Here is a 26,088-nt window from a genome sequence, read left to right on the forward strand (position 1 = left end):
GGGCCCGGCAGGGCGAGCGCGGCCCCGGAGAGCAGGGCCATCGCCAGATCGCCCACCGACACGTCGAAGTTGGTCGACACCACCTGGAGCACCCGGCTCTCGCCGTTCAGGCCCAGCCGTTCCACATGGCTGTGCACGAACGACGCCAGACCGCGGTGCCCGACCAGCACGCCCTTGGGGCGGCCGGTCGAACCGGAGGTGTAGACGACATAGGCGGGACCGTCCACGGTCCCCGCCGCCGCCGGGTCGGTCGCCGGACGTGCGGCCACCGAGGCGGCGAAGCCCGGTTCGTCCAGCACCCAGGCCGGCACGGCCGGTGCGGCGGGCAGCAGACCGTGGGACGCCTCGGTGGCGAGCAGGGCGGCCGGTGCGGAGTCCGCGAGCATGAAGGCCACCCGCTCGGCCGGGTACTCCGGATCGACCGGCAGATGGACGGCGCCCGCCTTGGCCACCGCCAGGAACGCGGTGACCTGCTGCGGGGAGCGCGGCACGGCGACCGCGACGACACCGCCCGGGGCGACCCCGCGGGCGATCAGCTCATGGGCCAGCCGGTTGGCCCGCTCGTTCAGCTCGGCATAGCTGGTCGTCTCGCCCTCGCACCACAGGGCGGTCGCCCCCGGGGTGCGTGCCGCCTGCGCCTCGAACAGCTCGGCCAGGGTGCCCGCCGGGGCCTCGGGCTCGGCGCCGCGCCAGGCGCCGAGCAGCAGCTCCCGCTCGCCGGATGTCAGCAGGTCGTGCTCGCCGATCGGCCGGTCCGGCTCGGCCAGCAGCCGCTCCAGCAGCGCGACCAGCCGGTCCGCCAGCGACCGTACGGTGCCCTCGGTGAACAGGTCGGTGCTGTACTCGATCACACCGACGATGCCGTCCGGCCGCCCGTCCGCGTCCACCGTCTCGGCCAGGTTGAACGCCAGGTCGAACTTGGCCACCCGCAGGCCGTTGGGCTGCTGGGCGATGGCCAGGTCGTCGCCGAAGTCCAGTTCGGCGGGCGGGGTGTTCAGCAGGTTGAGCATCACCTGGAGCAGCGGGTGCCGGGACATCGAGCGGCTGGGGGAGAGCACCTCCACAAGCCGCTCGAAGGGCACGTTCTGGTTCTCGAAGGCGGCGACGTCGGTGCGCCGCACCCGCTCCACCAGCGCCCGGAAACTGGGGTCGCCGCTGGTGTCGGTGCGCAGCACCAGGGTGTTGACGAAGAAGCCCACCAGCTCGTCCAGGGCGTCGTCGGTGCGCCCGGCCACCGTGGTCCCCAGCGGGATGTCGGGGCCCGCGCCGATCCGGTCGAGCAGCGCCGCGAGCGCCGCCTGCAGCACCATGAAGGGGCTGGCCCCGGCAGTCTTCGCCAGCTCGGCCAGCGCACGGTGCAGCGAGGGCTCCAGACGCAGCCGGACCAGGTCGCCCCGGTGACTGGGCCTCGCCGGGCGCGGCAGGTCGGTCGGCAGCGCCAGCTCCTCCGGCATGCCGGCCAGTCGCTCCCGCCAGTGGTCCAGCTCCGCCGCCAGCCGTGAGTCCCGGTCGTCCTCGCTGCCCAGTACGTCGCGCTGCCAGAGGGCGTAGTCGGCGTACTGCACGGCGAGCGGCGTCCACTGCGGCGCCCGTCCGGCCGTCCGGGCCCGGTAGGCGTCGGACAGATCGCGCAGCAGCGGGCCCAGCGACCAGCCGTCGCAGGAGATGTGGTGGACCAGGAAGACCAGCACATGGTCGCGCGGCCCCACGGTGAACAGGTCCACCCGCACCGGCAGTTCGGCGGCCAGGTCGAAGCCGTGGGCGACGGCCGCGGCGACCGCCGCGTCCAGCCCGTCGGGTCCGACGTCGGTGATCCGCAGCCGGGGTGTCGCCGCCGCCGGGTCCAGGATCTCCTGGCGGGGTGTGCCGTCGGACTCGGGGAACGTGGTGCGCAGGCTCTCGTGCCGGGCCACCAGGTCACCGATGGCGGCCCGCAGCGCCTCGACGTCGAGAGCGCCGGTGAGCCGCATGGACAGCGGGATGTTGTAGGTGGGGCTGGGGCCCTCCAAGCGGTTGAGGAACCACAGCCGGCGCTGTGCGAACGACAGCGGGACATGCTCGGGACGCGGCTGCGGCACCACGGTGCGCCGGGCGTCCCCGGCCCCGCCGATCAGCACGGCCAGCCCGGCCACGGTCGGGTTCTCGAAGAAGTCGCGCAGCGGAAGTTCGGCGGCGAACTCGCTGCGGATCCGGCTGACCAGCTTGGTCGCCTGCAGGGAGTGCCCGCCGAGCTCGAAGAAGTTCGCCTCGACGTCGATGTCCTCGTCGCCGAGCACCTCGGCGAAGATCCGCCGCAGCCCGGCCTCGGTCTCGTCGCGCGGGGCACGGCCACCGGACGAACCGCTGGACTCCGGCGCCGGCAGCGCCCTGCGGTCGACCTTCCCGTTGGGGGTCAACGGCAGGGCCGGGAGCACCATGAAGGCCGACGGCACCATGTACTCGGGCAGCCGCGCGGCGACATGCTCCCGCAGCGCCGCCGCCGAGGGCGCCGTACGGCCCTCCCCGGCGACCACATAGGCGACCAGTCGTCTCTCGCCCGGCTCGTCCTCCCGGGCGAGCACGGCGGCCTGCGCCACATCGGCGTGGGCGACGAGCCATGACTCGATCTCGCCCGGTTCGATCCGGAAACCACGGATCTTGACCTGGTCGTCGGCGCGGCCGATGAACTCCAGATTGCCGTCCGGCAGCCAGCGGACCAGATCGCCGGTCCGGTACATCCGGGACCCGGCTGGACCGTACGGGTCGGCCACGAAGCGTTCGGCGGTCGGACCCGGCCGGCCCGCATAGCCGCGGGCCAGCCCGGCGCCGGCCAGATAGGCCTCACCGGGCGTGCCGACCGGAACCGGTTGCAGCGCCTCGTCGAGGACCAGCACCCGCACGTTCCAGAGCGGGCGGCCGATCGGCGGGTTGACGCCCGCGGTGAGCGGTTCGCTGACGGTGGCGCACACGGTCGCCTCGGTCGGGCCGTAGGCGTTGAGCAGCCGCCGGCCGTCCGCCCAGCGGGCGATCAGGCCGGGCGCGGACGCCTCACCCGCGACGATCACATTCATGCCGTCCGGGAGCGCGCCCGGCGGCAGCACCGCGAGCGCGGCCGGCGGGATGTTGGCGTGGGTGACCCGCTCCCGGGCCAGCAGCGCGGCCAGCGGTTCACCGACCGCCAGATCGTCGGCGGGGGCCATCACCAGGACGCCGCCGACCAGCAGCGGTGCGAGCACCTCCCAGACGGCGGCGTCGAAGCTGGAGGAGGCGAACTGGAGCATCCGGCTGCTCGCGTCGAGGCCGAACTGTTCGCGGATCGCGCCGAAGCTGCCGATCCCCTCGTGCGGGACCACCACGCCCTTGGGTGTGCCGGTCGAACCGGAGGTGTAGATCACATAGGCGGCGCCGGCCGGGGAGGCCGTCCGTCCGGCGTCCGGCGAGGTGTCCGGCAGCGCGGCCAGTTCGGCGTGCACCTCCGCGTCGTCCAGCAGCACCCGCGGGACGTCGGAGCCGGGCAGCCCGGCGGCAGCGGTTCCCTCGGTCAGCAGTACGGCCGGCCCGGCGTCGGCGAGGATGAAGGCGATGCGCTCGGCCGGATAGGCGGGGTCGACCGGCAGATAGACCGCACCGGCCTTGACCACCGCGAGCAGGGCGACCACCAGGCGCGGCGTGCGCGGCAGGGCGACCGCCACCACGTCCTCGGCTCCGATGCCCCTGCGGAGCAGCAGCTGCGCCAGCCGGCCGGCCTCGGCGTCCAGTTGCGCGTAGCTCAGCTCGGTGCCGTCGTAGCTGATCGCCACCGCGTCCGGGCAGACGGCGGCCTGACGGGCGAACAGCTCGGCGACGGTGCCCCGCGGCACGTCGTGCGCGGTCGCGTTGAAGTCGTGCAGCACCTGCTGCCGCTCCGCCGGGGAGAGCACCTCCAGGCGGCTGATCGGCAGGTCCGGGGCGGCGCAGGCGGCGTCCAGCAGGCGCAGCAGCCGGTCGGCCATGCGCGAGACGGTCTCCGGGTCGAACAGGTCGTCGCTGTACTCGACCAGGCCGGTCATGCCGAGCGGCGCGCCCTGCTCGTCGTAGCGCTCCCGCAGGCTGAACGCCAGGTCGAACTTGGCGGCGCCGATGCCGACGCCCTGTGCGCCGATCTCCAGACCGGGCAGGCCGATCTCGACGTCGGCGGTGTTCTGCAGGTTCAGCCACACCTGGAAGAGCGGATGGCGGCCCAGCGAGCGCTCGGGATTGAGCACCTCCACCAGCCGCTCGAACGGCACCTCCTGGTGGGCGTAGGCGGCGAGGTTGTTCTCCCGGACCCGGTCGAGGAGTGCGGCGAAGCTCGGGTCGCCGCCGGTGTCGGTGCGCAGCACCAGGGTGTTGACGAAGAAGCCGACCAGTTCGTCCAGCGCCTCGTCGTCGCGGCCGGCGACCGGGGTGCCCAGCGGGATGTCGGTGCCCGCGCCCAGCCGGGTCAGCAGCGCGGTGAGCGCCGCCTGGCCGACCATGAACAGGCTGGTCCTGGTCCGCCGGGCCAACCGCGCCATCCGGTCGTGCAGTTCGGCGGGGACTGCGAAGGGAACCGTGGAGCCCCGGTGACTGGCCACCGCGGGCCTCGGCCGGTCGGCGGGCAGCCGCAGCTCGTCCGGCAGCCCGGTCAGCGAGGTCCGCCAGAACTCCAGCTGCCGGGCGATCTCGCTGTCCGGCTCGGTCTCGCTGCCCAGCACCTCGCGCTGCCACAGCGTGTAGTCCGCGTACTGCACCGGCAGCGGCGTCCAGTCGGGCGCGCGGCCTTCCAGCCGGGCCCCGTACGCCTCGGCCAGGTCGCGCGCCATGGGCGCCATGGACAGTCCGTCGCCCGCGATGTGGTGCATCACGATCAGCAGCACATGACGGTCCCGGTCGAGCCGGTACAGATGCGCCCGCACCGGCAGTTCACCGGCCAGGTCGAAACCGCGGAAGGCGGCCTCCTCCAGGGCGGCGTCCAGACCGGCCTCGTCGGCCTCGGAGACGACGAAGACGGGAGCGGACTGCCCGGCCGGGGCGATCGACTGACGGGGTGTGCCGTCGATCTCGGGGAACGTGGTGCGCAGGCTCTCGTGCCGGGCCACCACGTCACCGAGCGCGGCCCGCAACGCCTCGATGTCGAGCGGGCCGGTCAACCGGGCGGCCAGCGGCAGGTTGTAGGTGGAGCTGGGGCCCTCGAGACGGTTGAGGAACCACAGCCGGCGCTGCGCGAACGACAGCGGGACCAGCTCCGTGCGGGGCATCGCGCGGACCGCGGCGCGCGCTCCCGCCGCGCCGGACGTCTTTCCGGCCAGGCCCGCCACGGTGGGGGACTCGAAGACGTCCCGTACGGCCACCTCCACACCCAGCGTGGAGCGGATCCTGCTGACCAGCCTGGTCGCCAGCAGAGAGTGGCCGCCGAGGGCGAAGAAGTCGTCGTCGACGCCGACCGAGGACACGCCGAGCACCTCGGCGAACAGGCCGCAGAGAATCTCCTCCCGCGGACCGCGCGGGGCGCGTCCCTCGGGCGCCTCGGCCTCGGGCACCGGCAGCGCGGCCCGGTCCAGCTTGCCGCTGGGGGTCAGCGGGAACGCGTCCAGGAGCACGAACGTCCCGGGCACCATGTGGTCCGGCAGCGCGGCCGCGACATGCGCGCGCAGCTCCGTCCGCCCGACCGTGCCGGCCACCGGCACCGCATAGCCGACCAGCCGGCGGCCGCCGCGCCCGTCGTCCAGGGCGACCACGGCGGCCTGCGCCACCCCGGGATGGGCGCGCAGCACGGCCTCGATCTCGCCCGGCTCGATCCGGAAACCGCGGATCTTCACCTGATGGTCCGCGCGGCCGGTGTACTCCAGCTCGCCGTCGCGGTTCCAGCGCACCAGGTCGCCGGTGCGGTACATCCGCGCGCCGGGCGGCCCGAACGGATCGGCCGTGAACCGCTCCGCGGTCAGGCCCGGACGGTCGTGGTAGCCGCGGGCCAACTGGACGCCCGCGATGTACAGTTCGCCGCCGACACCGTCCGGCACCGGTCGCAGGGCCGCGTCCAGCACATACACCTGGGTGTTCCACACCGGACGCCCGATCGGCGCGCCGCCCCGGGGCCAGGCCGACCGGTCCGCGGGCAGGGTGTGCGCGGTGACCACATGCGTCTCGGACGGGCCGTAGTGGTTGTGCAGTACGCGCTCCGGGACTGCGCCGCACAGCTCGCGCACCCGGTCGCCCAGCACCAGCGCCTCACCGGCCTGCGCGACATGCCGCAGGTCCGGCAGGTCGGTGCCGTGCTCCGCGACGGCCTCGCCGAGGGCGTCCAGCATCATGGTCGGCGCGTACAGCTCGGTGACGTTCCCCTCCCGCAGCCAGCGCGCGAACTTTGCCGGGTCGCGCCGGGTCTCCTCGTCCGGCACCACCAGCGTCCTGCCGTCGAGCAGCGCCGAGAGGATCTCCTGGGCCGAGACGTCGAAGCTGATCGCGGTGAACTGGGCGGTCCTGGCGCCGGGTTCGGCGGGGAGGTGCGCGGCGTGCCAGGACATCAGATTGACCAGCGCGGCGCCGGGCATGACCACGCCCTTGGGGCGGCCGGTCGAGCCGGAGGTGTAGATCAGATAGGCGGGGTGCTGCGGCAGCAGCGGACCGGTCCGCTCGTCGTCGCGGGGGTCGGTGTCCGGCAGCGCGGCCAGTTCGGCCCGTACATCCGGGTCGTCCAGTGTCAGCGTCGGCCCGGCGGGCAGCCGGCCGGCCACCCCGGTGGTGGACAGCAGCAGCCGGGGAGCGGCGTCGGCCAGCATGAAGGCGATCCGCTCGGCGGGGTACTCCGGATCGACCGGCAGATAGCCCGCGCCGGACTTGAGCACGGCGAGCAGACCGACGATCAGCTCCACCGAGCGGGGCAGGGCGAGACCCACGATGTGCTCCGGACCGATGCCCCGGCCGATCAGCAGCCGGGCGAGCCGGTTGGCCCGCGCGTTCAGCTCGGCGTAGGTCAGCTCCTCGTCGCCGCACACCAGCGCGGGGGCGTCCGGGCGTTCCGCGGCCCTGGCCTGGAACAGCGCGGGCAGCGAGGCGGCCGGCACCCGGTGCTCGGTGTCGTTGCGGGTCACCAGGAGTTCATGGCGGGCCACCGGGTCCAGTACGTCGACCTTGCTCACCGGGCGGGCCGGTTCGGCGACGACGCCTTCCAGCACCCGCACGAAGGCCGCCGCGATCCGCTCGGCGGTCGGCTCGTCGAACAGGTCCGCGCCGTACTCCACGAAGCCCTCGACGCCGCCGGGACGCCCGTCGGCGGTGTAGCTCTCGCGCAGGCTGAACAGCAGGTCGAACTTGGACACCCCGGTGTCGACGCGTTGCGTGCCGACCTCCACGCCCGGCAGCCGGAACGGCGCGGTCGGGTTGTTGTGCAGGGTGAGCATCACCTGGAACAGCGGGTGCCGGGACATCGACCGGCCGGGGTTGAGCACCTCGACCAGCCGCTCGAACGGCACCTCCTGGTGGGCGTAGGCGGCCAGGTCCGCCTCCCGCACCCGGCCGAGCAGCTCCCGGAAGTCGGGGTCCCCGGAGAGGTCGGTACGCAGCACCAGGGTGTTGATGAAGAAGCCGACCAGATCGTCCAGCGACTCGTCGCCGCGCCCGGCGATCGGGGTGCCCAGCGGGATGTCGGTTCCGGCGCCCAGCCGGTGCAGCAGTACCGAGAGGCCCGCCTGCAACGTCATGAACACGCTGGCCTGACAGGTACGGGAGAGCGCGACCAGACGCTGGTGGACCTCCCGGTTGATCCGGAAGCCGACCGTGCCGCCCCGGTAGGAGGGGGCCGCGGGACGCGGCCGGTCGACCGGCAGGTTCAGCTCGTCCGGCAGCCCGGACAACGTCTCGCGCCAGAAGGCCAGTTGCCGCGAGACCGCGCTGTCCGGGTCGTCCTCGCTGCCGAGCACCTCACGCTGCCACAGGGCGAAGTCCGCGTACTGCACCGGGAGCGGCTCGAACGACGGCGCACCGCCGTCGCGACGCGCGCCGTAGGCGGCGGACAGATCGCGGCCGAACGGTACGGCCGACCACTCGTCCATCACGATGTGGTGCATCACCACCAGCAGCACATGCTCCTGGTCGCCCAGCCGCAGCAGCCGCGCCCGTACCGGAGGCTCGGCGGTCAGGTCGAAGCCCTCGCCGGCGGCCCCGGCCAGCGCCGCCGCCAGACCGGCCGGGTCGACATCGGTCACCCGCAGTTCGGGGACGGTGTCCACCACGACCTGGCAGGGCGTGCCGTCACGGTCCGGGAAGACCGTGCGCAGGCACTCGTGCCGCCGCGCCACATCGGCCAGCGCCGCGCGCAGCGCCGCCACGTCCAGCGGGCCGGTCAGCCGGGCCGCCATCGGCACGTTGTAGGCCGGGCTCGGGCCCTCGAACCGGTTGATGAACCACAGCCTGGTCTGCTGCAGCGACAGCGGCACATCGTCCGGGCGCGGCACCGGCTCGATCCGCCGGGCCACCGGCCCGTCGGGGGTGAGCAGCCCGGCGAGCCCGGCCACCGTCGGCGACTCGAACAGGCTGCGCAACGAGAGCCGCACACCGAACACCGAGCGGATCCGGGTGACCAGCCGGGTCGCCAGCAGCGAGTGGCCGCCGAGCTCGAAGAAGCTGTCGTCGATGCCCACGACGGACGCCCCGAGGATCTCCGCGAACAGCCCGCACAGGATCTCCTCCTGGGGGGTCCGCGGGGTGCGGCCGGAGGCCACCCCGGAGAAGTCGGGGGCCGGCAGTGCCCGCTTGTCCAGCTTCCCGTTGGGCGTCACCGGGAGTTCGTCGAGCACCATGAACGCCGCGGGCACCATATGGGCCGGCAGCGCGTCCGAGACGGCGGTGCGCACCCCGGCCACGCCCGGCGCGGCGGCGCCGGCCTCCGGCACCAGATAGGCGACCAGCCGGTGGTCGCCCGGCCGGTCCTCGCGGACGATCACAGCGGCCTGCGCGATGCCGTCCTGGGCCGTCAGCACCGACTCGATCTCGCCGGGCTCGATGCGGAAGCCGTGCAGCTTCACCTGGCTGTCGGCGCGGCCCCCGAAGACGAGCCGTCCCTCCTGGTCCCAGGTGGCGATGTCTCCCGTGCGGTACATCCGGGCGCCGGGCCCCTCGAAGGGGTTGGCGACGAAACGCCCGGAGGTGAGCGAGGGACGGCCGAGGTAGCCGCGGGCGAGGCCCGCTCCGGAGACATAGAGCTCGCCGGGGACCCCGGGCAGCACCGGGCGCAGCGCGGAGTCCAGCAGGTAGACCCGGGCGCCGGTGATCGGGCCGCCGATGGGCGGTACGACCTCCCCGGCGAGCGGGGCGCTCATGGTGGCGCAGACGGTGGTCTCGGAGGGGCCGTAGGCGTTGATCATGCGGCGGCCGGGGGACCAGCGGCCCACCAGTTCGGGCGCGGTGGCCTCGCCGGCGACCACCAGGGTGATGCCCTCGGGCAGGGCGTCCCGGTCGAGGACGGCGAGGGCGGCCGGGGGGATGGTGGCGTGTGTGACGCGCTGCTCGGCGACGAGGTCGGCCAGCGGTTGCCCGGGGCGGAGCCGCTCGGCGGGGGCCAGGACGAGGGCCGCGCCGGTGAGCAGGCCCATCACCAGCTCCCAGAAGGCGGCGTCGAAGCTGAGGGAGGCGAACTGCAGGACGCGGCTGCCGGGGCCCACCTCGAAGCGTTCCCGCTGGGCGGCGACGAGGGAGGCGATGCCGCGATGGGTGACCACGACACCCTTGGGCCTGCCGGTGGAGCCGGAGGTGTAGATGAGATAGGCGGGGTGATCGACCGTCAGGCCCGAGGCGGGGGCGCGGTCGTCGGGGGCGGCGGCGATGCGCGCCGCGGTGGCGGGGTCGTCCAGCATGAGGAGGGAGCGGTCACCGGCCGGCAGGCCGGCGGCGACGGCCGTGGTGGTGAGGACGACTCCGGGCCGTGCGTCGTCGAGCATCTGGGCGATGCGCTCGGCCGGGTAGTCGGGGTCCACCGGCAGATACGCCGCCCCGGCCTTGTGCACCGCGAGTACGGCGACGGCGAGGTCCACGGACCGTGGAAGCGCCAGGGCCACATACTGCTCGGGCCGGACCCCGGCGGAGACGAGGTGGTGGGCCAGCCGGTCGGCGCGGCGGTCCAGCTCGGCGTAGGACAGCGTGGTGTCCTCGCAGACGACCGCCGGGTCCCCCGGGGCCAGGGCGACCCGCTCGGCGAACAGCTCCGGCAGCGTCCTCGGACGCTCGCCTCCCGAGTCGTTGCGCCGGAGCAGGATGTCCTCGCGCTCCTCCGGGGCCAGCACGTCCAAGCGGCCGACCGGGCAGGACGGGTCGCGCACCACCGCTTCCAGCATCCGTACCAGACGGGCGCCGATCACCTCCACGTCCGCCGGGCTGAAGACGTCCGGCCGGTAGCCGAAACGGATCCGCAGCGTCTCGCCGGGCAGCGCGGCCACACTGAGCGGGTAGTGGTTGGCGTCCGCGCCGTGCGCCCCGACGATCGTCAGCCCGGCCAGCTCGCGGAACCCCTGCTCGTCGAAGGGGTAGTTCTCGGTGACGGTGATGGTGTCGAACAGTTCGCCGGACGCCCCCGCCAGGGCGTGCACATCGGGCAGGTTCAGATGCTGGTGGGACATCAGCCCGGCCTGCTGCCGCTGGAACCGCGCCAGCATCTCGCCCACCGGCTCCGACGGGTCGAGGCGCAGCCGCACCGGCAGGGTGTTGATGAACAGACCGACGATGTTCTCCACACCGGGGAGGTCCGCCGGACGTCCGGAGACGGTGCCGCCGAACACCACGTCGGTGCGGCCGGTCAGCCGGCTCAGGACCAGCGCCCAGGCGCCCTGGAAGACCGTGTTGACGGTCAGGTCCTGTCCCCGGGCCGCCGCGGTCAGCTCACGGGTCAGCCCCGCCGGGACCTCCACCAGCAGGCGCTCGGGCGCGACCGGGGTGCGCAGCCGGTCGTCGGACACCAGCCGGGTCGGCTCCTCGACGCCGCTCAGTACCGCCCGCCACGCCTCCTCCGCCGCGGTCCTGTCCTGTCCGGCCAGCCAGGCGAGGTAGTCGCGGTAGGGCGTCACCGGCGGCAGCGCCGACTCGTCGCCGCCCGCGCCGTACAGCGTGAACAGGTCCGTCATCAGTCGGCCCACCGACCAGCCGTCCAGCAGGATGTGATGGTGCGCCATGACGAGCCGGTGGGCGCGCTCGCCGTGGTGGATCAGCGTGAAGTGCAGCAGCGGCGGCCGTGCCAGGTCGAAGGTGCGGTCCGACGCGGCCTCGGTCAGCTCCCGCAGCCGTACCGTCTGCTCCTCCTCGGGCAGGTCGCGCAGATCGAACTCCTGCCAGGGCAGGGGTACTTCGCGCGGGATCAGCTGCACCGGGCGGCTGAGCCGCTCATAGCGGAAGGCGGCCCGCAGATTGGGGTGCCGGCGCAGCAGCCCCGACACCGACTCCCGCAACGCCCCGGCGTCCAGCTCGCCTTCGAGGTCGAGGCAGAGTCTCGCCGTGTAGATGTCCAGCGAGCGCTCGTGGTAGACGGTGTGGAAGAGCAGGCCTTCCTGGAGGGGAGAGAGCGGAAGGACGTCCTGGAACCCCGGCTTCGTCATGAGGAGAAGTACCTTCCGTCAGCTTCCAGCACGTCGATGTCGCCTTGGTCGAGACCGGTCAGGGAGAGGTCGGAGGGGGTGTGCCCGCCGGCGTCCGCGGCCCGGGAACGGGTGGTGATGGCATCCAGCGCGCGGAACCAGTCGTCGACCAGTTCACGTACGGCCGCCTCGCCGAACAGCTCGCCCGGCCAGGCGCAGGCCACGGTCAGGCACGGCCCTTCGGGACCGTCGACGACCGAGGTGGTCAGCTCCAGCGCGTGCCCTGCCCCCGGCGCCCGCTCGGTGGGTCCGGCGGACACCGGCCACTCGCCGGGCGCGGCCCCGTCGAACCTGCCGAGGTGGGTGAAGCCGATGTCCGGCGGGGGAAGTTCGGCCAGCACGGGGGCGGTACGCGGGTTGAGGTACCGCAGCATGCCGTAGCCGACACCGCCGTCCGGCACCGCGCGCAGCTGCTCCTTGACCGCCTTGACGGCGTTGCCCACGGCCGTGCCGCCCGCGGTCAGTTCGGACCGGTCGACGGCACCGGCGTCCAGCCGCACCGGGTGCGCCGAGGCGAACCGGCCCAGGGTGCGGGAGAGGTCCTGGCCCTCGGCGAACGCCTCGCGTCCGTCGTGCTCCAGGTCCACCAGCACGCTGGTGCCGCCGAGGTGGTCCCGCAGCTGCCGGCGCCGCCAGTGCGGGACGGCCAGCGCCAGGGCGGTGAGCAGCACGTCCTCCACCTCGCAGTGGAACGCGGCGGGCACCCGGTCGAGCAGCGGTCCGGTCCGGTGCGCCGGCAGGGTGCGGTGCAGCGTGCCCGTGACGTCGGGCGCGTCCGGCCCCGGGCGCGACGGCCGCTCGGTGAGCCGTGGTTCCGCGGCGGTGAGCGCCGCCTTCCACCCGTCGAGTTCCCGCTCGCGCTCCGGGTCCTGCGCCGCGGCCACCAACTGCTGGGCCCAGCGGCGACAGGACGTGCCGGCCGGCCTTGGGGCGGCCTCGGCCTCCCCGGTCAGCACACGCCAGCAGGCGGCCAGCTCGGTGCGCAGGATGCGCCAGGACACCCCGTCCACGGCCAGCCGGTGCAGCACCACCAGCAGCCGGCCCTGCCGTCCGGGCCCGGCGTCGAACCAGACGAACCGGGCGATGTCTCCGGTCTCCGGGTCGAGGCCTTCGGCCGCCCGCCCGGTGTGCTCGGACACCACGGCGGCCGAATCGTCCGCGTCCGGTCCGGCGACCTCCACACGGGTGACCCACCCGGTGGTGTCCACCGTGCCGGTGGGCCGCACCTGAAGGCTCCACCGGGCGCCGTCCTCGCCGTTCTCCTGGTGGTCCAGCAGCAGCCGGAGCGCGTCGTGCCGGTCGGTGAGCACGGCCACCAGCTCGCGCAGCCGGCCGACGCCGAGATCGGCCGGGGCATCGAGCAGCAGCGACTGGTGGTACGCCCCGACCCGGCCGCCCCGCTCCCGGAGCGCGTGCGCGGCCGGGGGCAGCGGGACACCGCCGACACCGGCGTCGGGTGACTCGACGACGAGGTCGGGGACGTCGGTCGCCACCGACGCGAGCCCTTCGACGGTCCGGTGGACGAACACGTCCTCTGGCTTGATCCTCAGCCCCCGCGCCCGGGCGCGGCCGACCAGCCGGATCGAGACGATGCTGTCGCCGCCGAGGTCGAAGAAGCTGTCGCGGACGCCCACCGAGGGCAGGCTGAGCACCTCGGCGAACACCTCGCAGAGCACTTCCTCGCGGGGGGTGCGCGGCTGCTCGTCGCCGACCAGCACCGCGAAGTCCGGGGCCGGCAGCAGCTTGCGGTCCACCTTGCCGTTCGGGGTCAGCGGCAGGGCGTCGAGGGCGACGAACGCGGCCGGGACCATATGGTCCGGCAGGACGCGTGCCGCGTGCTCCCGCAGCTCGGCCGCGGCCGGTACCTCCCGTCCGGGCGCCGCGACCGGATAGGCCACCAGGCGCTTGTTCCCCTCGCCGTCCTCCCGGGCCACCACGGTGACCTGTGCCAGTGCCGGGTGGGTGGCGAGGACGGCCTCGATCTCGCCCGGCTCGATACGGAAACCGCGCACCTTGACCTGGTCGTCGGCCCGTCCGACGAACTCCAGCTCGCCCGCGGTGTTCCAGCGGGCGATGTCGCCGGTGCGATACATCCGGGTGCCGACGGGGCCGAACGGGTCCGCCACGAACCGTTCGCCGGTCAGCCCGGGCCGGTCCAGATAGCCGCGGGCCACGCCGTCACCGGCGAGATACAGGTCACCCGCGACGCCGGCCGGCACCGGCGCGAGCCGGGCGTCCAGAACGTACACCCGGGTGTTGGCGATCGGCCGGCCGATCACCGGCGCGCCGGGCCGGTCGTCCAGTTCGGCGGTGGTGGACCACACCGTGGTCTCGGTGGGGCCGTACAGATTGCGTACGCCGGCGGACAGCTCGCGCAGCCGGGCGGCCAGCCCGGCGGGCAGCGCCTCGCCGCCGACCAGGACCCGCAGCCCGGCGAGGGCGTCCGGGTGCGAGGACACCAGCGCCTGCCACAGCGTCGGTGTCGCCTGGACCAGGGTGGCACCCATGCCGGTGATCAGCTTGGCCAGCTCGTCGACGTCCCGCACCTGCTCGGTGGCGGCGAGCACCAGCCGGGCCCCGGCGACCAGGGGCACGTACAGTTCGAGCCCCGCGATGTCGAAGGCGACGGTGGTGACCGCCACCAGGACGTCCGCGTCGGTGACCGGCAGCCGCTCGCCCATGTCCCGCACGAAGTTGGCGATGTTGGCCCGGGTGACCACCACGCCCTTGGGGTGGCCGGTGGAACCGGAGGTGTAGATCACATAGGCCGGGTGGTCGCCGCGCGCCGTGCCCGGCAGATCGGTGCCCGGCAGCGCGGCGATCCGTGCCCGCAACGCCGGGTCGTCCACGGCGACCGTCTCGGCCCCCGCCGGCACGGGCAGTTCGCGGGCGAGCCCGGAGGTCGTCAGCACCAGGGCGGGCGAGCCGTCGGTGAGGATGTGCCGCACCCGCTCGGCCGGGTAGGCCGGGTCGAGCGGTATGTAGGCCGCGCCGGACTTGAGCACCGCCAGCAGGGCCGTCACCAGGTCCGTTCCGCGCGGCAGGCTCACCGCGACCCGGACCTCGGGACCGGCACCGCGGTCGGCCAGGTATCGCGCCAGCCGGTTCGCCCGGGCGTTCAGTTCGCCGTAGCCGGTCTCACCGTCGGCGGTGACGACCGCGACCCGGTCCGGGGTGCGGGCGGCCGCCGCCTCGATCGCCTCCACCAGCGAGTGCGGACCGAAGTCGGCGTTCGTGGCGTTCCAGTCGTCCAGCAGCCGGGTGCGCTCCACGGGCGTCAGGACGTCCAGGTCGCCGACGGGACGGTCGGGTTCGGCGCACAGCCGTTCCAACAGATGCGTGAACCGCTCGGCCAGCCCCACCACGGTGTCGTGGTCGAACAGATCCGTGCTGTACTCGGCGACCGCCTCGATCCCGGCGGGTGTCCGGCCCTCGTCGAACAGCTCGCGCAGATTGATGTTGAGGTCGAACTTGGCCGTGTTCAGATCGAGCATCCGGCGCCGCGCGGACACCCCGGGGAGGTCGTAGTCGGCCTCGGGGTTGTTGTGCAGGCTGACCATCACCTGGAACAGCGGGTGACGGGCCATGACCCGCTCGGGGTTCAGTACGTCGACCAGCCGCTCGAAGGGCACGTCCTGGTGGGCGTACGCGGCCAGGTCGGTCTCCCGCACCCGGTCCAGGAGCTCGGTGAAGCCGGGGTCGCCGGACAGGTCGTTGCGCAGCACCAGGGTGTTGACGAAGAAGCCCACCAGATCGTCCAGCGCCTCGTCCGTACGGCCCGCGATCGGTGTACCCAGGGGGATGTCGGTGCCCGCGCCCAGGCGGTGCAGCAGCACCGAGAGGCCGGCCTGGAGGACCATGAACATGCTGACCCCGCACCGGTGGGCGAGGGCCGCCAGATCCCGGTGCAGCCGCGGCTCCAGCCGGAAGGTGACCCAGTCGCCCCGGTAGGAGGGGGTCGCGGGGCGCGGTCGGTCCACCGGCAGGCTCAGCTCGTCCGGCAGCCCTGCCAGCGCCTCGCGCCAGTAGGCCGTCTGCTGTGCGGCCACGCTGTCCGGGTCGTCCTCGTCGCCCAGCACGGAGCGCTGCCAGAGCATGTAGTCCGGGTACTGCACCGGCAGCGGCGTCCACCGCGGTGCCGTGCCGGCGCACCGGGCGCCGTAGGCGGTGGCGAGGTCCCTGCCGAACGGCCCGGTCGACCAGCCGTCGACGACGATGTGGTGCATCACCACCACGAACGCCGACTCCCCCTCGCCGGTCCGCAACAGGGCGGCCCGCAGCGGCAGTTCGACCGTCAGGTCGAAGCCCTGCCCGGCGATGCGCCGCAGCTCCCCGTCCAGCTCGTGCGGCGGGACGTCGAGCACGGTGAACTCCGGTGCGGCGACCGACGGGTCCAGCACCACCTGGTACGGAGTGCCGTCCCGCTCGGGGAAGATCGTGCGCAGCGACTCATGGCGGGCGACGACATCGCCGAGCGCCGAGCGCAGCGCGGAGACGTCCACCGGACCGTCCAGCTCCAGCGCGATCGGGAGGTTGTAGGTGGCGCTGTGACCCTCGAGACGGTTCAGGAACCACAGCCGCCGCTGGCCGTGGGAGAGCGGCAGAAGCGCCGGCCGCGGGGCCGCGGTCAGTGCCTTCCGGCCCTGCGGCGCCCCGGGCAGCGATCCGGCCAGGGCGGCCACGGTCGGGCTCTCGAACAGCGCGCGGATCGGAAGCTCCGTGCCGAGGACCGAACGGACCCTGCTCACCAGCCGGGTGGCCAGCAGCGAGTGGCCGCCCAGGTCGAAGAAGTTGTCGTCGACCCCGACCGTGGGCACGCCCAGGATCTGCGCGAAGAGACCGCACAGCAGCTCTTCCTGCGGGGTCCGCGGAGCGCGGCCGGCGGCGGTGCCGACGGTGGAGTGGTCCGGCGCCGGGAGGGCTCGCCGGTCGACCTTGCCGTTGGGGCTGAGCGGCAGCTCGTCCAGCACCACATAGGCCGCCGGCACCATGTAGTCCGGCAGGTCCCCGGCCACCTCCCGGGCGACCTCGGCCCGGTCCAGCGGGCCGTCCGGCACCAGATAGGCGACCAGGCGCTGGTCGCCCGGCACGTCCTCCCGCAGGACGACGGCGGCCTGGGCGACGCCCGTCCGGCGCAGCAGCGCGTTCTCGATCTCACCGATCTCCACCCGGAAACCGCGGATCTTGACCTGGTCGTCGACGCGCCGCAGGAAGTACAGCTCGCCGTCCGGCCGCCACTTCACGATGTCGCCGGTGCGGTACATACGGGAGCCGGGCGGGCCGAACGGGTTGGGCGCGAACCGCTCGGCCGTCAGCGTCGGCCGGTGCAGATAGCCACGGGCGATCCCCTCGCCCGCCACATACAGCTCACCGGCCACCCCCATCGGCACCGGCCGCAGGGACTCGTCCAGCACATACAGCCAGGTGTTGGGCATGGGACGGCCGATCGGCAGCGGTCCGCTGCCGACGGGTTCGCCGGCCCTGATCACATGCTGGGTGCAGTTGACCGTGGTCTCGGTGGGCCCGTAGCCGTTGTAGAGGTGCGCCCCGGGGTGGCGCGAGCGCCACTCGGTGAGCGTCTCGCCGAGCAGCAGCTCGCCGCCCAGCATCAGCTCGCGGCCGGGTGAGAACGCGTCGGGAAGCGCCTCGAGCAGCGGCAGATGGCTGGGGGTGGCCTTGAGGAAGGTGCACGGCGTCCGCTCCAGGTCCGCCAGGGTCCGCGGATCGCCGTCGTCCAGGGTGGCCAGGATCACCGTGCCGCCCACCGACAGCGGGGTGTACAGCGCGGTCACCGTCAGGTCGAAGGAGATCGGGCTGTGCAGCACCGCGGCCCCCGAGGCGCTCGGGTAGCCCGAGGTGCTCCAGCGCAGATAGTCGCTCAGGCAGTGCTGTTCGGTCAGCACGCCCTTGGGGCGCCCGGTGGAACCGGAGGTGTAGATGACATACGCGGAGTGGTGCGGGTGCACCGGATACCGGCGCTCGGCGTCGGTCGGCGCCGTCACCGGGCGGCCGGCCAGGGCCTCGACGGTGTCCGCGTCGTCCAGCAGCAGCCGCGGCAGGTCGTCGAAGTGCGGTACGGCCGCACCGACGGTGCCGTCGGTGAGCAGCAGCATGGCCGAGGCGTTCTCGATCATGTACTCGATGCGTTCCGGCGGGTAGTCCGGGTCGAGCGGGAGATAGGCGGCGCCCGCCTTCAGGACGGCCACCAGGGCGACCACCAACTGCGGGGTGCGCGGCAGGGCGACCGCGACCCAGTCCTCGGCCCCCACCCCGCGCGCGATCAGATGATGGGCCAACCGGTTGGCACGCTCGTCGAGTTCGCGGTAGGTCACCTCCTCGCCCCGGCAGAGCAGCGCGACCGCGTCCGGGGTCTTCGCGACCTGCTGCTGGAACCGCTCGACGAACGTCGGCGGAACCTCCTCGCGGATCTCACCGACACCGAGCGCGAGGATCCGGTGGCGGTCGGCCTCGCCGAGCAGGTCCAGCTCGCTGATCCGCTGCGCCGGATCGGCGGCGACCGACTCCAGGAGGCGGCTCAGCCGGGCGGAGATGTCCTCGGCCGTGCCGCGGTCGTACAGGTCGCTGCTGTAGTTGAGCAGACCGGTGACACCGGCGGGCGCCCCGTCGTCGGCGTACCGGTCGCGCAGGGAGAACGACAGGTCGAACTTGGCGACCTCGGTGTTCACCGGGTGCAGACGGGTGCGCACCCCGGAGAAGCCCAGCTCCATCTCGGGGGTGTTCTCGAAGTTCAGCAGCACCTGGAACAGCGGATGCCGGGAGAGCGAGCGCTCCGGCTTGAGCGTCTCGACCAGCAGCTCGAAGGGCACCTCCTGGTGGGCGTAGGCGGACAGGTCCGCCTCGCGCACCCTGCCGAGCAACTGACGGAACGTCGGGTCGCCGCTCAGATCGTTGCGCAGGACCAGGGTGTTGACGAAGAAGCCGATCAGGTCGACCAGCGACTCGTCGTTGCGACCGGCGACCGAGGTGCCGATCGGGATGTCCGTGCCGCCGCCCATCCGGTGCAGCAGCGCGCCCAGCGCGGCCTGCATCAGCATGAACAGGCTGGCGCCACTGGCGCGGGCGATCTCGAGCAGCCGGGCGTGCACCTCGGGCGGGACGGTGATCGGGACGAATCCGCCGCCGTGGCTGGGGACCGCGGGACGGGGCCGGTCGGACGGCAGGTCCAGCTGATCCGGCAGACCGGCCAGCGTGGACCTCCAGTGGTCGATCTGCCGCGCCAGCACACTGTCGGGGTCCTCGATGTCGCCGAGGACCTCCCGCTGCCACAGGGCGTAGTCGGCGTACTGCACCGGCAGCGGCGTCCACTCGGGGGCGTGTGCCGAGCGCCGCGCGGTGTAGGCGCGGGAGAAGTCGCTCACCAGCGACGCGAACGACCAGCCGTCCGCCACGATGTGGTGCACCAGGATCAGGAACACCTGCTCGGTCGGGCTGAGCACGAACAGCTCGGCCCGGACGGGCAGTTCGCTCTCCAGGTCGAAGCCGCGGCGGGCGGCCGAGGTCAGGGTCGCGTCCAGTTCGGGCTCGGTCAGCTCGGTCACCGGGATGTGCAGTCGGGCCCGGTCGGGGGCCACGATCCGCTGGACCGGTACCCCGTCGTGGTCCTGGAAGACCGTGCGCAGGCTCTCGTGCCGGACCAGCACGTCGTGGAGGGCCTCCTGGAGGGCGTCACGGTCGATCTGTCCGGTGAAGCGCAGGGAGACACCGAGGTTGTACGTCGGGCTCGGGCCCTCCAGGCGGTTGAGGAACCACAGCCGCTGCTGGGTGAACGACACCGGCAGCTCGGCCGGGCGCTCCATCGGGGCCACCCGGGGCCTGGCCCTCCCGGCGCGCGCCACCAGCTCCGCCAGCCGGGCCACGGTGGGCGCCTCGAACAGATCACGCACCGCGAGATCGACGCCGAGCACCGCCTGGATCCTGATGACCAGCCGGTTGGCGATGAGCGAATGACCGCCGAGGTCGAAGAAGCTGTCGTCGATGCCGACCGAGGACAGCTCCAGGATCTCCGCGAACAGACCGCAGAGCACCTGCTCCTGCGGGGTACGGGGCCCTCGGCCTTCCCGGTCGCCGGCGAACTGCGGGGCGGGCAGGGCGCCGCGGTTGAGCTTGCCGTTGGGGTTGAGCGGCAGTCTGCGCAGGGTGACGAAGGCCGCCGGCACCATATAGCCGGGCAGGGTGTCGGCCACCAGCTCACGCAGGCGCGGGATGTCGGCCTCGCGTCCGGCGGCGGGCACCACATAGGCGACCAGCTGTTTGTGGTGGTGCTGGTCCTCCTGTGCGATCACCACCACCTGCGCCACGGCGGGGTCCTCGGCGATCACCGACTCGATCTCGCCGGTCTCGATGCGGAAACCGCGCACCTTCACCTGCTCGTCGCTGCGCCCCAGATAGGCCAGCTGACCGTCGGCGGTCCACCGCACCACGTCGCCGGTCCGGTACAGCCGGGAACCCGGCGCGCCGAAGGGGCTGGCCACGAACCGCTGCGCGGTCAGGGCCGGCCGGTCCAGATAGCCGCGCGCCAGGCCCGCCCCCGCCAGGTACAGCTCACCCGCGACACCGGCGGGAACCGGCCGCAGCGAGGAATCCAGCACATAGACCTGGGTGTTGGAGACCGGACGGCCGATCAACGGCTCCGCGGGCCCGCCGTCGGAGTACCAGGCGGTCGCGTACACCGTGGCCTCGGTCGGGCCGTAGATGTTGGCGATGCGCGCCCCCGGCATGGCGGTGCGGATGTCCGCCATCGCGCGGCCGGTGAGCGCCTCACCGGCGAGCACCACCAGCCCGGCCGAGGCGGAGACGTCGTCCTGGCCGATCAGCTGGGCCAGCGCGGACGGCACCGCGCTGATCATGCTGCCCGACCAGCCGTCCTCCCGCTCGGCCAGCGCCAGCAGATCGCGCACCACGTCGATGCGTCCGCCGACCGTCAGCGGTCCGAAGATCTCGAAGACCGACACATCGAAGTTGAGCGAGGTCGACGCGAGCGTCCGGGACAGCGCCTTCGCACCGATCTCCCGCGCCGCCCAGATGGCCAGGTTGACCGCGTTGCGGTGCTCCACCACCACGCCCTTGGGCGTCCCGGTCGAGCCCGAGGTGTAGATGACATAGGCGGCGTTCTCCGGCCGCAGCGGCGCCGGCCGGTCCTCGTCCACCGGGTTCGTCCGGGAGCGGGCCGCGGCCGATTCCACCGTCGCGGGGTCGTCCAGCGCCAGCGTCGGCACCTGTCCGAGGACCTCCTGCGGCCATCCGGCCAGCACGCCCGCGGTGCTCATCAGCAGCGCCGGATCGGCGTCCGACAGCAGCAGCGCGACGCGCTCCACGGGATAGCCGGGGTCCACCGGCAGATACGCCGCACCGGACTTGAGCACCGCCAGCAGCGCGACGATCAGCTCCGCGGAACGCGGCATGCCCAGCGCGACCACCCGCTCGGGGCCCGCGCCCCGGGCGATCAGCTCCCGTGCCCACCGGTTGGCGGACTCGTGCAGTGCGCGGTACGTCAGCGACCGCGGTCCGTCGCACACCGCCACCGCGTCCGGGTGCTCCGCCGCCGCCCGTTCCAGCAGATCGACCAGGGTGCTCCCGGTGGGAACCTCGCACCCGGTGTCGTTCCATTCGTGCAGCAGCCGCCGCCGCTCGGGCATCGACAGCACGTCGACCGCCCGCACCGGGACATCAGGTTCGGCGACGACCGCCCGAAGGAGACGCACCAGACGGTCGCCGAGCACTTCCACACCGGACCGGTCGAAGAGATCCGTACGGAACTCGACGACCGCGTCGACACCGCCCGGTGCTCCCGTGTCGTCGGCGCACTCGCTGAACTCGAAGGACAGGTCGAACTTGGCCCTGGTGCGTGCGCCCGGCTCGGCGACCGCTCGCAGGCCGGGGAAGTCCACGGTGGTGTCCAGCTTCTTCTGCAGCGAGAACAGCACCTGGCACAGCGGGTGGCGGGACAGCGAACGCTCCGGGTTCAGCACCTCGACGAGACGCTCGAACGGCACGTCCTGATGGGCGTAGGACGCCAGGTCCGACTCCCGTACCCGGCCCAGCAGTTCCCGGAACGTCGGGTCACCGGACAGATCGGTCCGCAGCACCAGCGTGTTGACGAAGAAGCCGATCAGATCGTCCAGGGCGTCATCGGTGCGGCCCGCGATCGGGCTGCCCAGCACCACGTCCGAGCCGGCGCCTAGCACCGAGAGCAGCGAGGCCAGTCCGGCCTGGAGCGTCATGAACAGCGTCGTCCCGGTCCGCCGGGCGAGGTCGGCGAGACCGCGGTGCAGATCGGCCGGCAGCCGCAGTTCGACCACATCGGACCGGTAGTCCGCCTCGGCCGGCCGGGGCCGGTCGGCGGGCAGCGCGATCTCCGACGGCAGATCGGCCAGTTCCGAGCGCCAGAAGGCGAGTTGGCGTGCCATGGTGCTGTAGGGGTCGCGGTCGTCGCCGAGCACATCGCGCTGCCACAGCGTGTAGTCGGCGTACTGCACCGGCAGCGGCCGCCAGTCCGGTCGCCCTCCCCGGAGCCGGGCGGCGTACGCCGTGCACAGATCGCGGACCAGCACCCCCAGCGACCAGCCGTCCGCGGCGATGTGATGCACCACGACGGACAGCACATGCTCTTCCTCGCCGAGCGAGAACAGATCGACGTGCAACGGGAGTTCGGCCGCCAGATGGAACGCCCCGGCCGCGCAGGCGGCCAGCGCCGAGGGCAGCTCCTCGGCGCTGATCGCCGAGGTGGGCAGCTCGATCGCGGCCGCCTCCGGGTCGAGCACGACCTGGCTCGGAACACCCTTCACATCGGGGAAGACGGTGCGCAGGCTCTCGTGCCGGGCCAGCATGTCACCGAACGCCGCGCGCAGCGCGTCCTTGTCCAGGGGCCCGGACAGGCGCAGCACCAGCGGGATGTTGTAGGCCGAATGAGGCCCTTCCAGCCGGTCGAGGAACCACAGCCGGTTCTGGGCGTAGGACAGCGGGATCTCCGCCGGGCGGGGCCCGGCGGAGACACCGGAACGGGCGTTGTCGCCGCAGGTCACGCGTTCCGCCAGGGCGGCGACGGTCGGCGCTTCGAACAGGGTCCGGATCTGCAGCTCCACGCCGAACACCGAACGGATCCTGCTGACCAGCCGGGTGGCCAGCAGGGAGTGGCCGCCCACGTCGAAGAAGTTGTCGTCGACGGTGACGCCCGGCACGCCCAGGACCTCGGCGAACAGCCCGCACAACACCTCCTCGGCGGGGGTGTGCGGGGCGCGCCCGGCCGAGCCGGCCACGAACTCCGGTTCCGGCAGCGCCTTGTGGTCCAGTTTGCCGTTGGCGGTGATCGGCAGCCGCGGCAGCACCACGAACGCCGAGGGCACCATGTGCTCCGGCAGCGCGGCGTGCATCGCCTCGCGCAGCGCGCCGAGGTCGAGGTTGCCGCGGTCGCCGGCCGGCGTGACATAGGCGACCAGCCTCCCCCAGCCTCCGGCCGGGGGGACCCCCATGTCCCCCGGCTGGTCCTCACGGACGATCACCGCGGCGCGGGCGACCTCGGCGGCGCTCTCCACGGCGGCCTCGACCTCGCCCAGCTCGATCCGGAAACCGCGGATCTTCACCTGCTGGTCCGCCCGGCCGACGAACTCCAGCTCGCCCGCGGTGTTCCAGCGGGCGATGTCGCCGGTGCGGTACATCCGGGTGCCGGGAGGTCCGAACGGGTCGGCGACGAACCGGTGCGAGGTCAGCTCCGCACGTCCGTGATAGCCGCGGGCGAGCCCGTCGCCGGAGACATACAGCTCACCGGCCACTCCGGGCGGCACCGGCCGCAGGGCGCCGTCCAGCAGACGGATCCCGAGGTCGGGGATGGGGGAGCCGATCACGCTGCCCCGCGACGCGCCGACGGTACGCCGGTCGAGCGCCACATGGCTGACATGCACCGTGGTCTCGGTGATGCCGTACATGTTCACCAGGACCGGCGCGTCCTCCGGGTGCCGGGCGTACCAGCGCTCCAGCCGCCACAGGTCCAGTGCCTCGCCGCCGAACACCACGCACCGCAGCGCCGGCCCGCCGCCGAGCCCGGGGTGTTCCTCGTCGGCCTGCATGAGCTGGTAGAAGGCGGACGGGGTCTGATTGAGCACCGTGACGCGTTCCTCGGCCAGCAGCCGCAGGAACTCCTCCGGCGAGCGGCTCACCTCGTGGGGTACGACGACCAGCCTGCCGCCGTGCAGCAGCGGGCCCCAGATCTCCCACACCGAGAAGTCGAAGGCGTAGGAGTGGAACAGCGTCCACACGTCCTCGGGCCCGAAGTGGAACCACTGCCGGGTGGCGGTGAACAGCCGGAGCACGTTCCGGTGGGGGACCACCACGCCCTTGGGCCGGCCGGTGGACCCGGAGGTGTAGATCATGTACGCCGGATGCCGGGGGCCGAGCGGGGCGGCCCGCTCCGCGTCGGTGATGTCATCGGTCGGCTGACCGGCCAGCTCCGCGACGGTGCGGGTGTCGTCGAGCGTCAGCAGCGTGACGTTCTCGGTGTCCGGCAGGAGCCGCGCGTGCGCGGTGTCGGTCAGCACCAGGTCCGGTGCGGCGTCCGCGAGCATGTATGCGATCCGCTCGGCGGGATACGCCGGGTCCAGCGGCAGATACGCGGCGCCGGCCTTGAGGGTGGCCAGCAGCGCGACCACCGTCTCCACCGAGCGGGGCAGCGCGAGCGCGACGAACCGCTCCGGGCCGGCGCCCCGGGCGATCAGCACCCTGGCCAGCTGGTTGGCCCTGGCGTTGATCTCCCGGTAGCTGTGGCCGGTGCCGTTGGCCGTCACGGCCGTGCGCTCGGGGTGCTCGGCGGCCACCCGCTCGAACAGCTCAGGAAGCGTCGCGGCGACTGGGGCCTCGGCGGGGACGTCGACGGGGGCGGGCCGGACGAGCGCCCGTGCGCGTTCGTCGGCCGTGGCGGTGTCCAGCCGTCCGACCGGTGTCGAGGGGTCCGCGGCACACAGCGCGGAGAGCAGGCCGAGGAAGCGGCGCTGGTGCGCGGCGAGGGACTCCTCGTCGTACAGCGCGGAGTTGGCGTCGAAGTCGAAGCGCAGCCCGCCGTCGGTGGAGCGGGTGTCCACCACGATCGCGAGGTCCGTGATCGGACCTCCCGGCAGGTTGCGCACGGTCGCGGCATGCCCGGCGAAGGCCAGCTCGTAGTCGAACAGGACCAGATTGACATGCGGTCCGATCAGATGCTGATCGGGGCCGAGCCTCAGGTCGCGCCGGATGTCCTCGTGCCGGTACCGCTGGTGGCGCACGGCCCCCCGCATCTCGGCGGAGACGGCGGCGAGCAGGTCGCTCACCCGGGCGTCGGGCCGGACGCCCAGCCGCAGCGGGACCAGATTGGACACGCTGCCCGGGACATTCCGCAGTCCCTTCCCCCGACGCGCGGCGACCGGCAGACCGATGACCACCTCGTCGCTTCCGGTGAGCCGCCCCACATAGAGGGCGAGAGCGGCGACCACCACGGTCGGCCAGCCGGTCCCGGCCTCGCGCGCGAGGCCGTGGAGCGCCTCGATCCCGTCGGCGCCGAGCTCCTCGCTGCGGCGGATCACCTCGCGGGGCAGGTGCTGCGAGCCGCCGGAGAGACTGACCGGGGGCTGCGCGCCGGCCAGGTGCTCGGTCCAGAACGCACGGTCCTCGGCGTGGTCCGCGGAATCGACATAGGACCGGTCGGCGTCCACCAGGCTTCGCAGGGATGCGAACGGACTGGCCGGCACCGGTTCGTCCGCCGTCAGCGCCGAGTAGACCTCGGCCACCCTCGGCACGAACATGGCCACCCCGGCACCGTCCAGCACGATGTGGTGGACACGGAAATACCACAACCAGCGATCCGCGGCGACCTTGAACAGGGCGAAGGCGAACAGCCGGTCGCCGAACAGGTCCACGGGCCGGGCACGGTCGTCGTCCATCCATGCCCGCGCCCCGGCGACGGGATCGGTCTCGCCCGACATATCCAGGACAGGGAACGGGAAGCCGACGGTGGGCCGTATCCATTGCCCGGGAATTTCACCGTCCTCGACGAATCGCACGCGCAGTGCGTCGGTCTCGTCGACCACCCGACGAAGCGCGGTCTCGAAACGGTCCGGATCGACCGGTCCCTGAATATCCAGGTACTCGGCGATGTTGTAGACCGTGTTCGCGGAGTCGATCCGTTGCGCGAACCAAATGCCCGACTGGGCCGGCGTCAGAGGGAGCCGGAGATCACCGGATTGTGGCACGACTACTCACTCCCCTTGAGACGGAAAAACGGTGAAGACAGCCCCGTGGGCCACACTGATTCGGCGCATGGTGCCGAGCGGGCGGGAAGAATCCGCCCTGGGCTTGGACGTTACCAAGCACCCGGCTTCCCGGAACGGCCTTATAAGAAGCCTCGATAAACCATCGCCGCAGGTCGTTCGAGCATTTAGAGCTCCGAACAAAAGTGGCGCCCGGCGGGCGGCGCCCGGCACGCACGCTCGCCGCGTTGCCGGAAGGC

At 73.0% G+C, this 26,088-nt stretch carries 2 protein-coding genes (1 of these 2 cut by a window edge); both read right to left on the reverse strand.

Annotation, left to right across the window (positions count from 1 at the left end; all coding sequences use genetic code 11):
- A protein-coding gene (locus CP978_RS29105) for a non-ribosomal peptide synthetase (protein WP_052454351.1) crosses the window boundary here: on the reverse strand, window positions 1–11,558 show its 5' portion. It extends 2,617 nt beyond the left edge of the window; the window shows 11,558 of its 14,175 coding nt (coding positions 1–11,558); its start codon is at window positions 11,556–11,558; its stop codon lies beyond the left edge, outside the window.
- Window positions 11,555–25,831, reverse strand: coding sequence for a non-ribosomal peptide synthetase (locus tag CP978_RS29110; protein WP_150478336.1), 14,277 nt, complete (start codon window positions 25,829–25,831; stop codon window positions 11,555–11,557). Before CP978_RS29110 ends, CP978_RS29105 begins: the two co-directional genes overlap by 4 nt.
- Window positions 25,832–26,088 lie beyond the last annotated feature (257 nt).

Source organism: Streptomyces nodosus, assembly GCF_008704995.1.
Lineage (GTDB): Bacteria > Actinomycetota > Actinomycetes > Streptomycetales > Streptomycetaceae > Streptomyces > Streptomyces nodosus.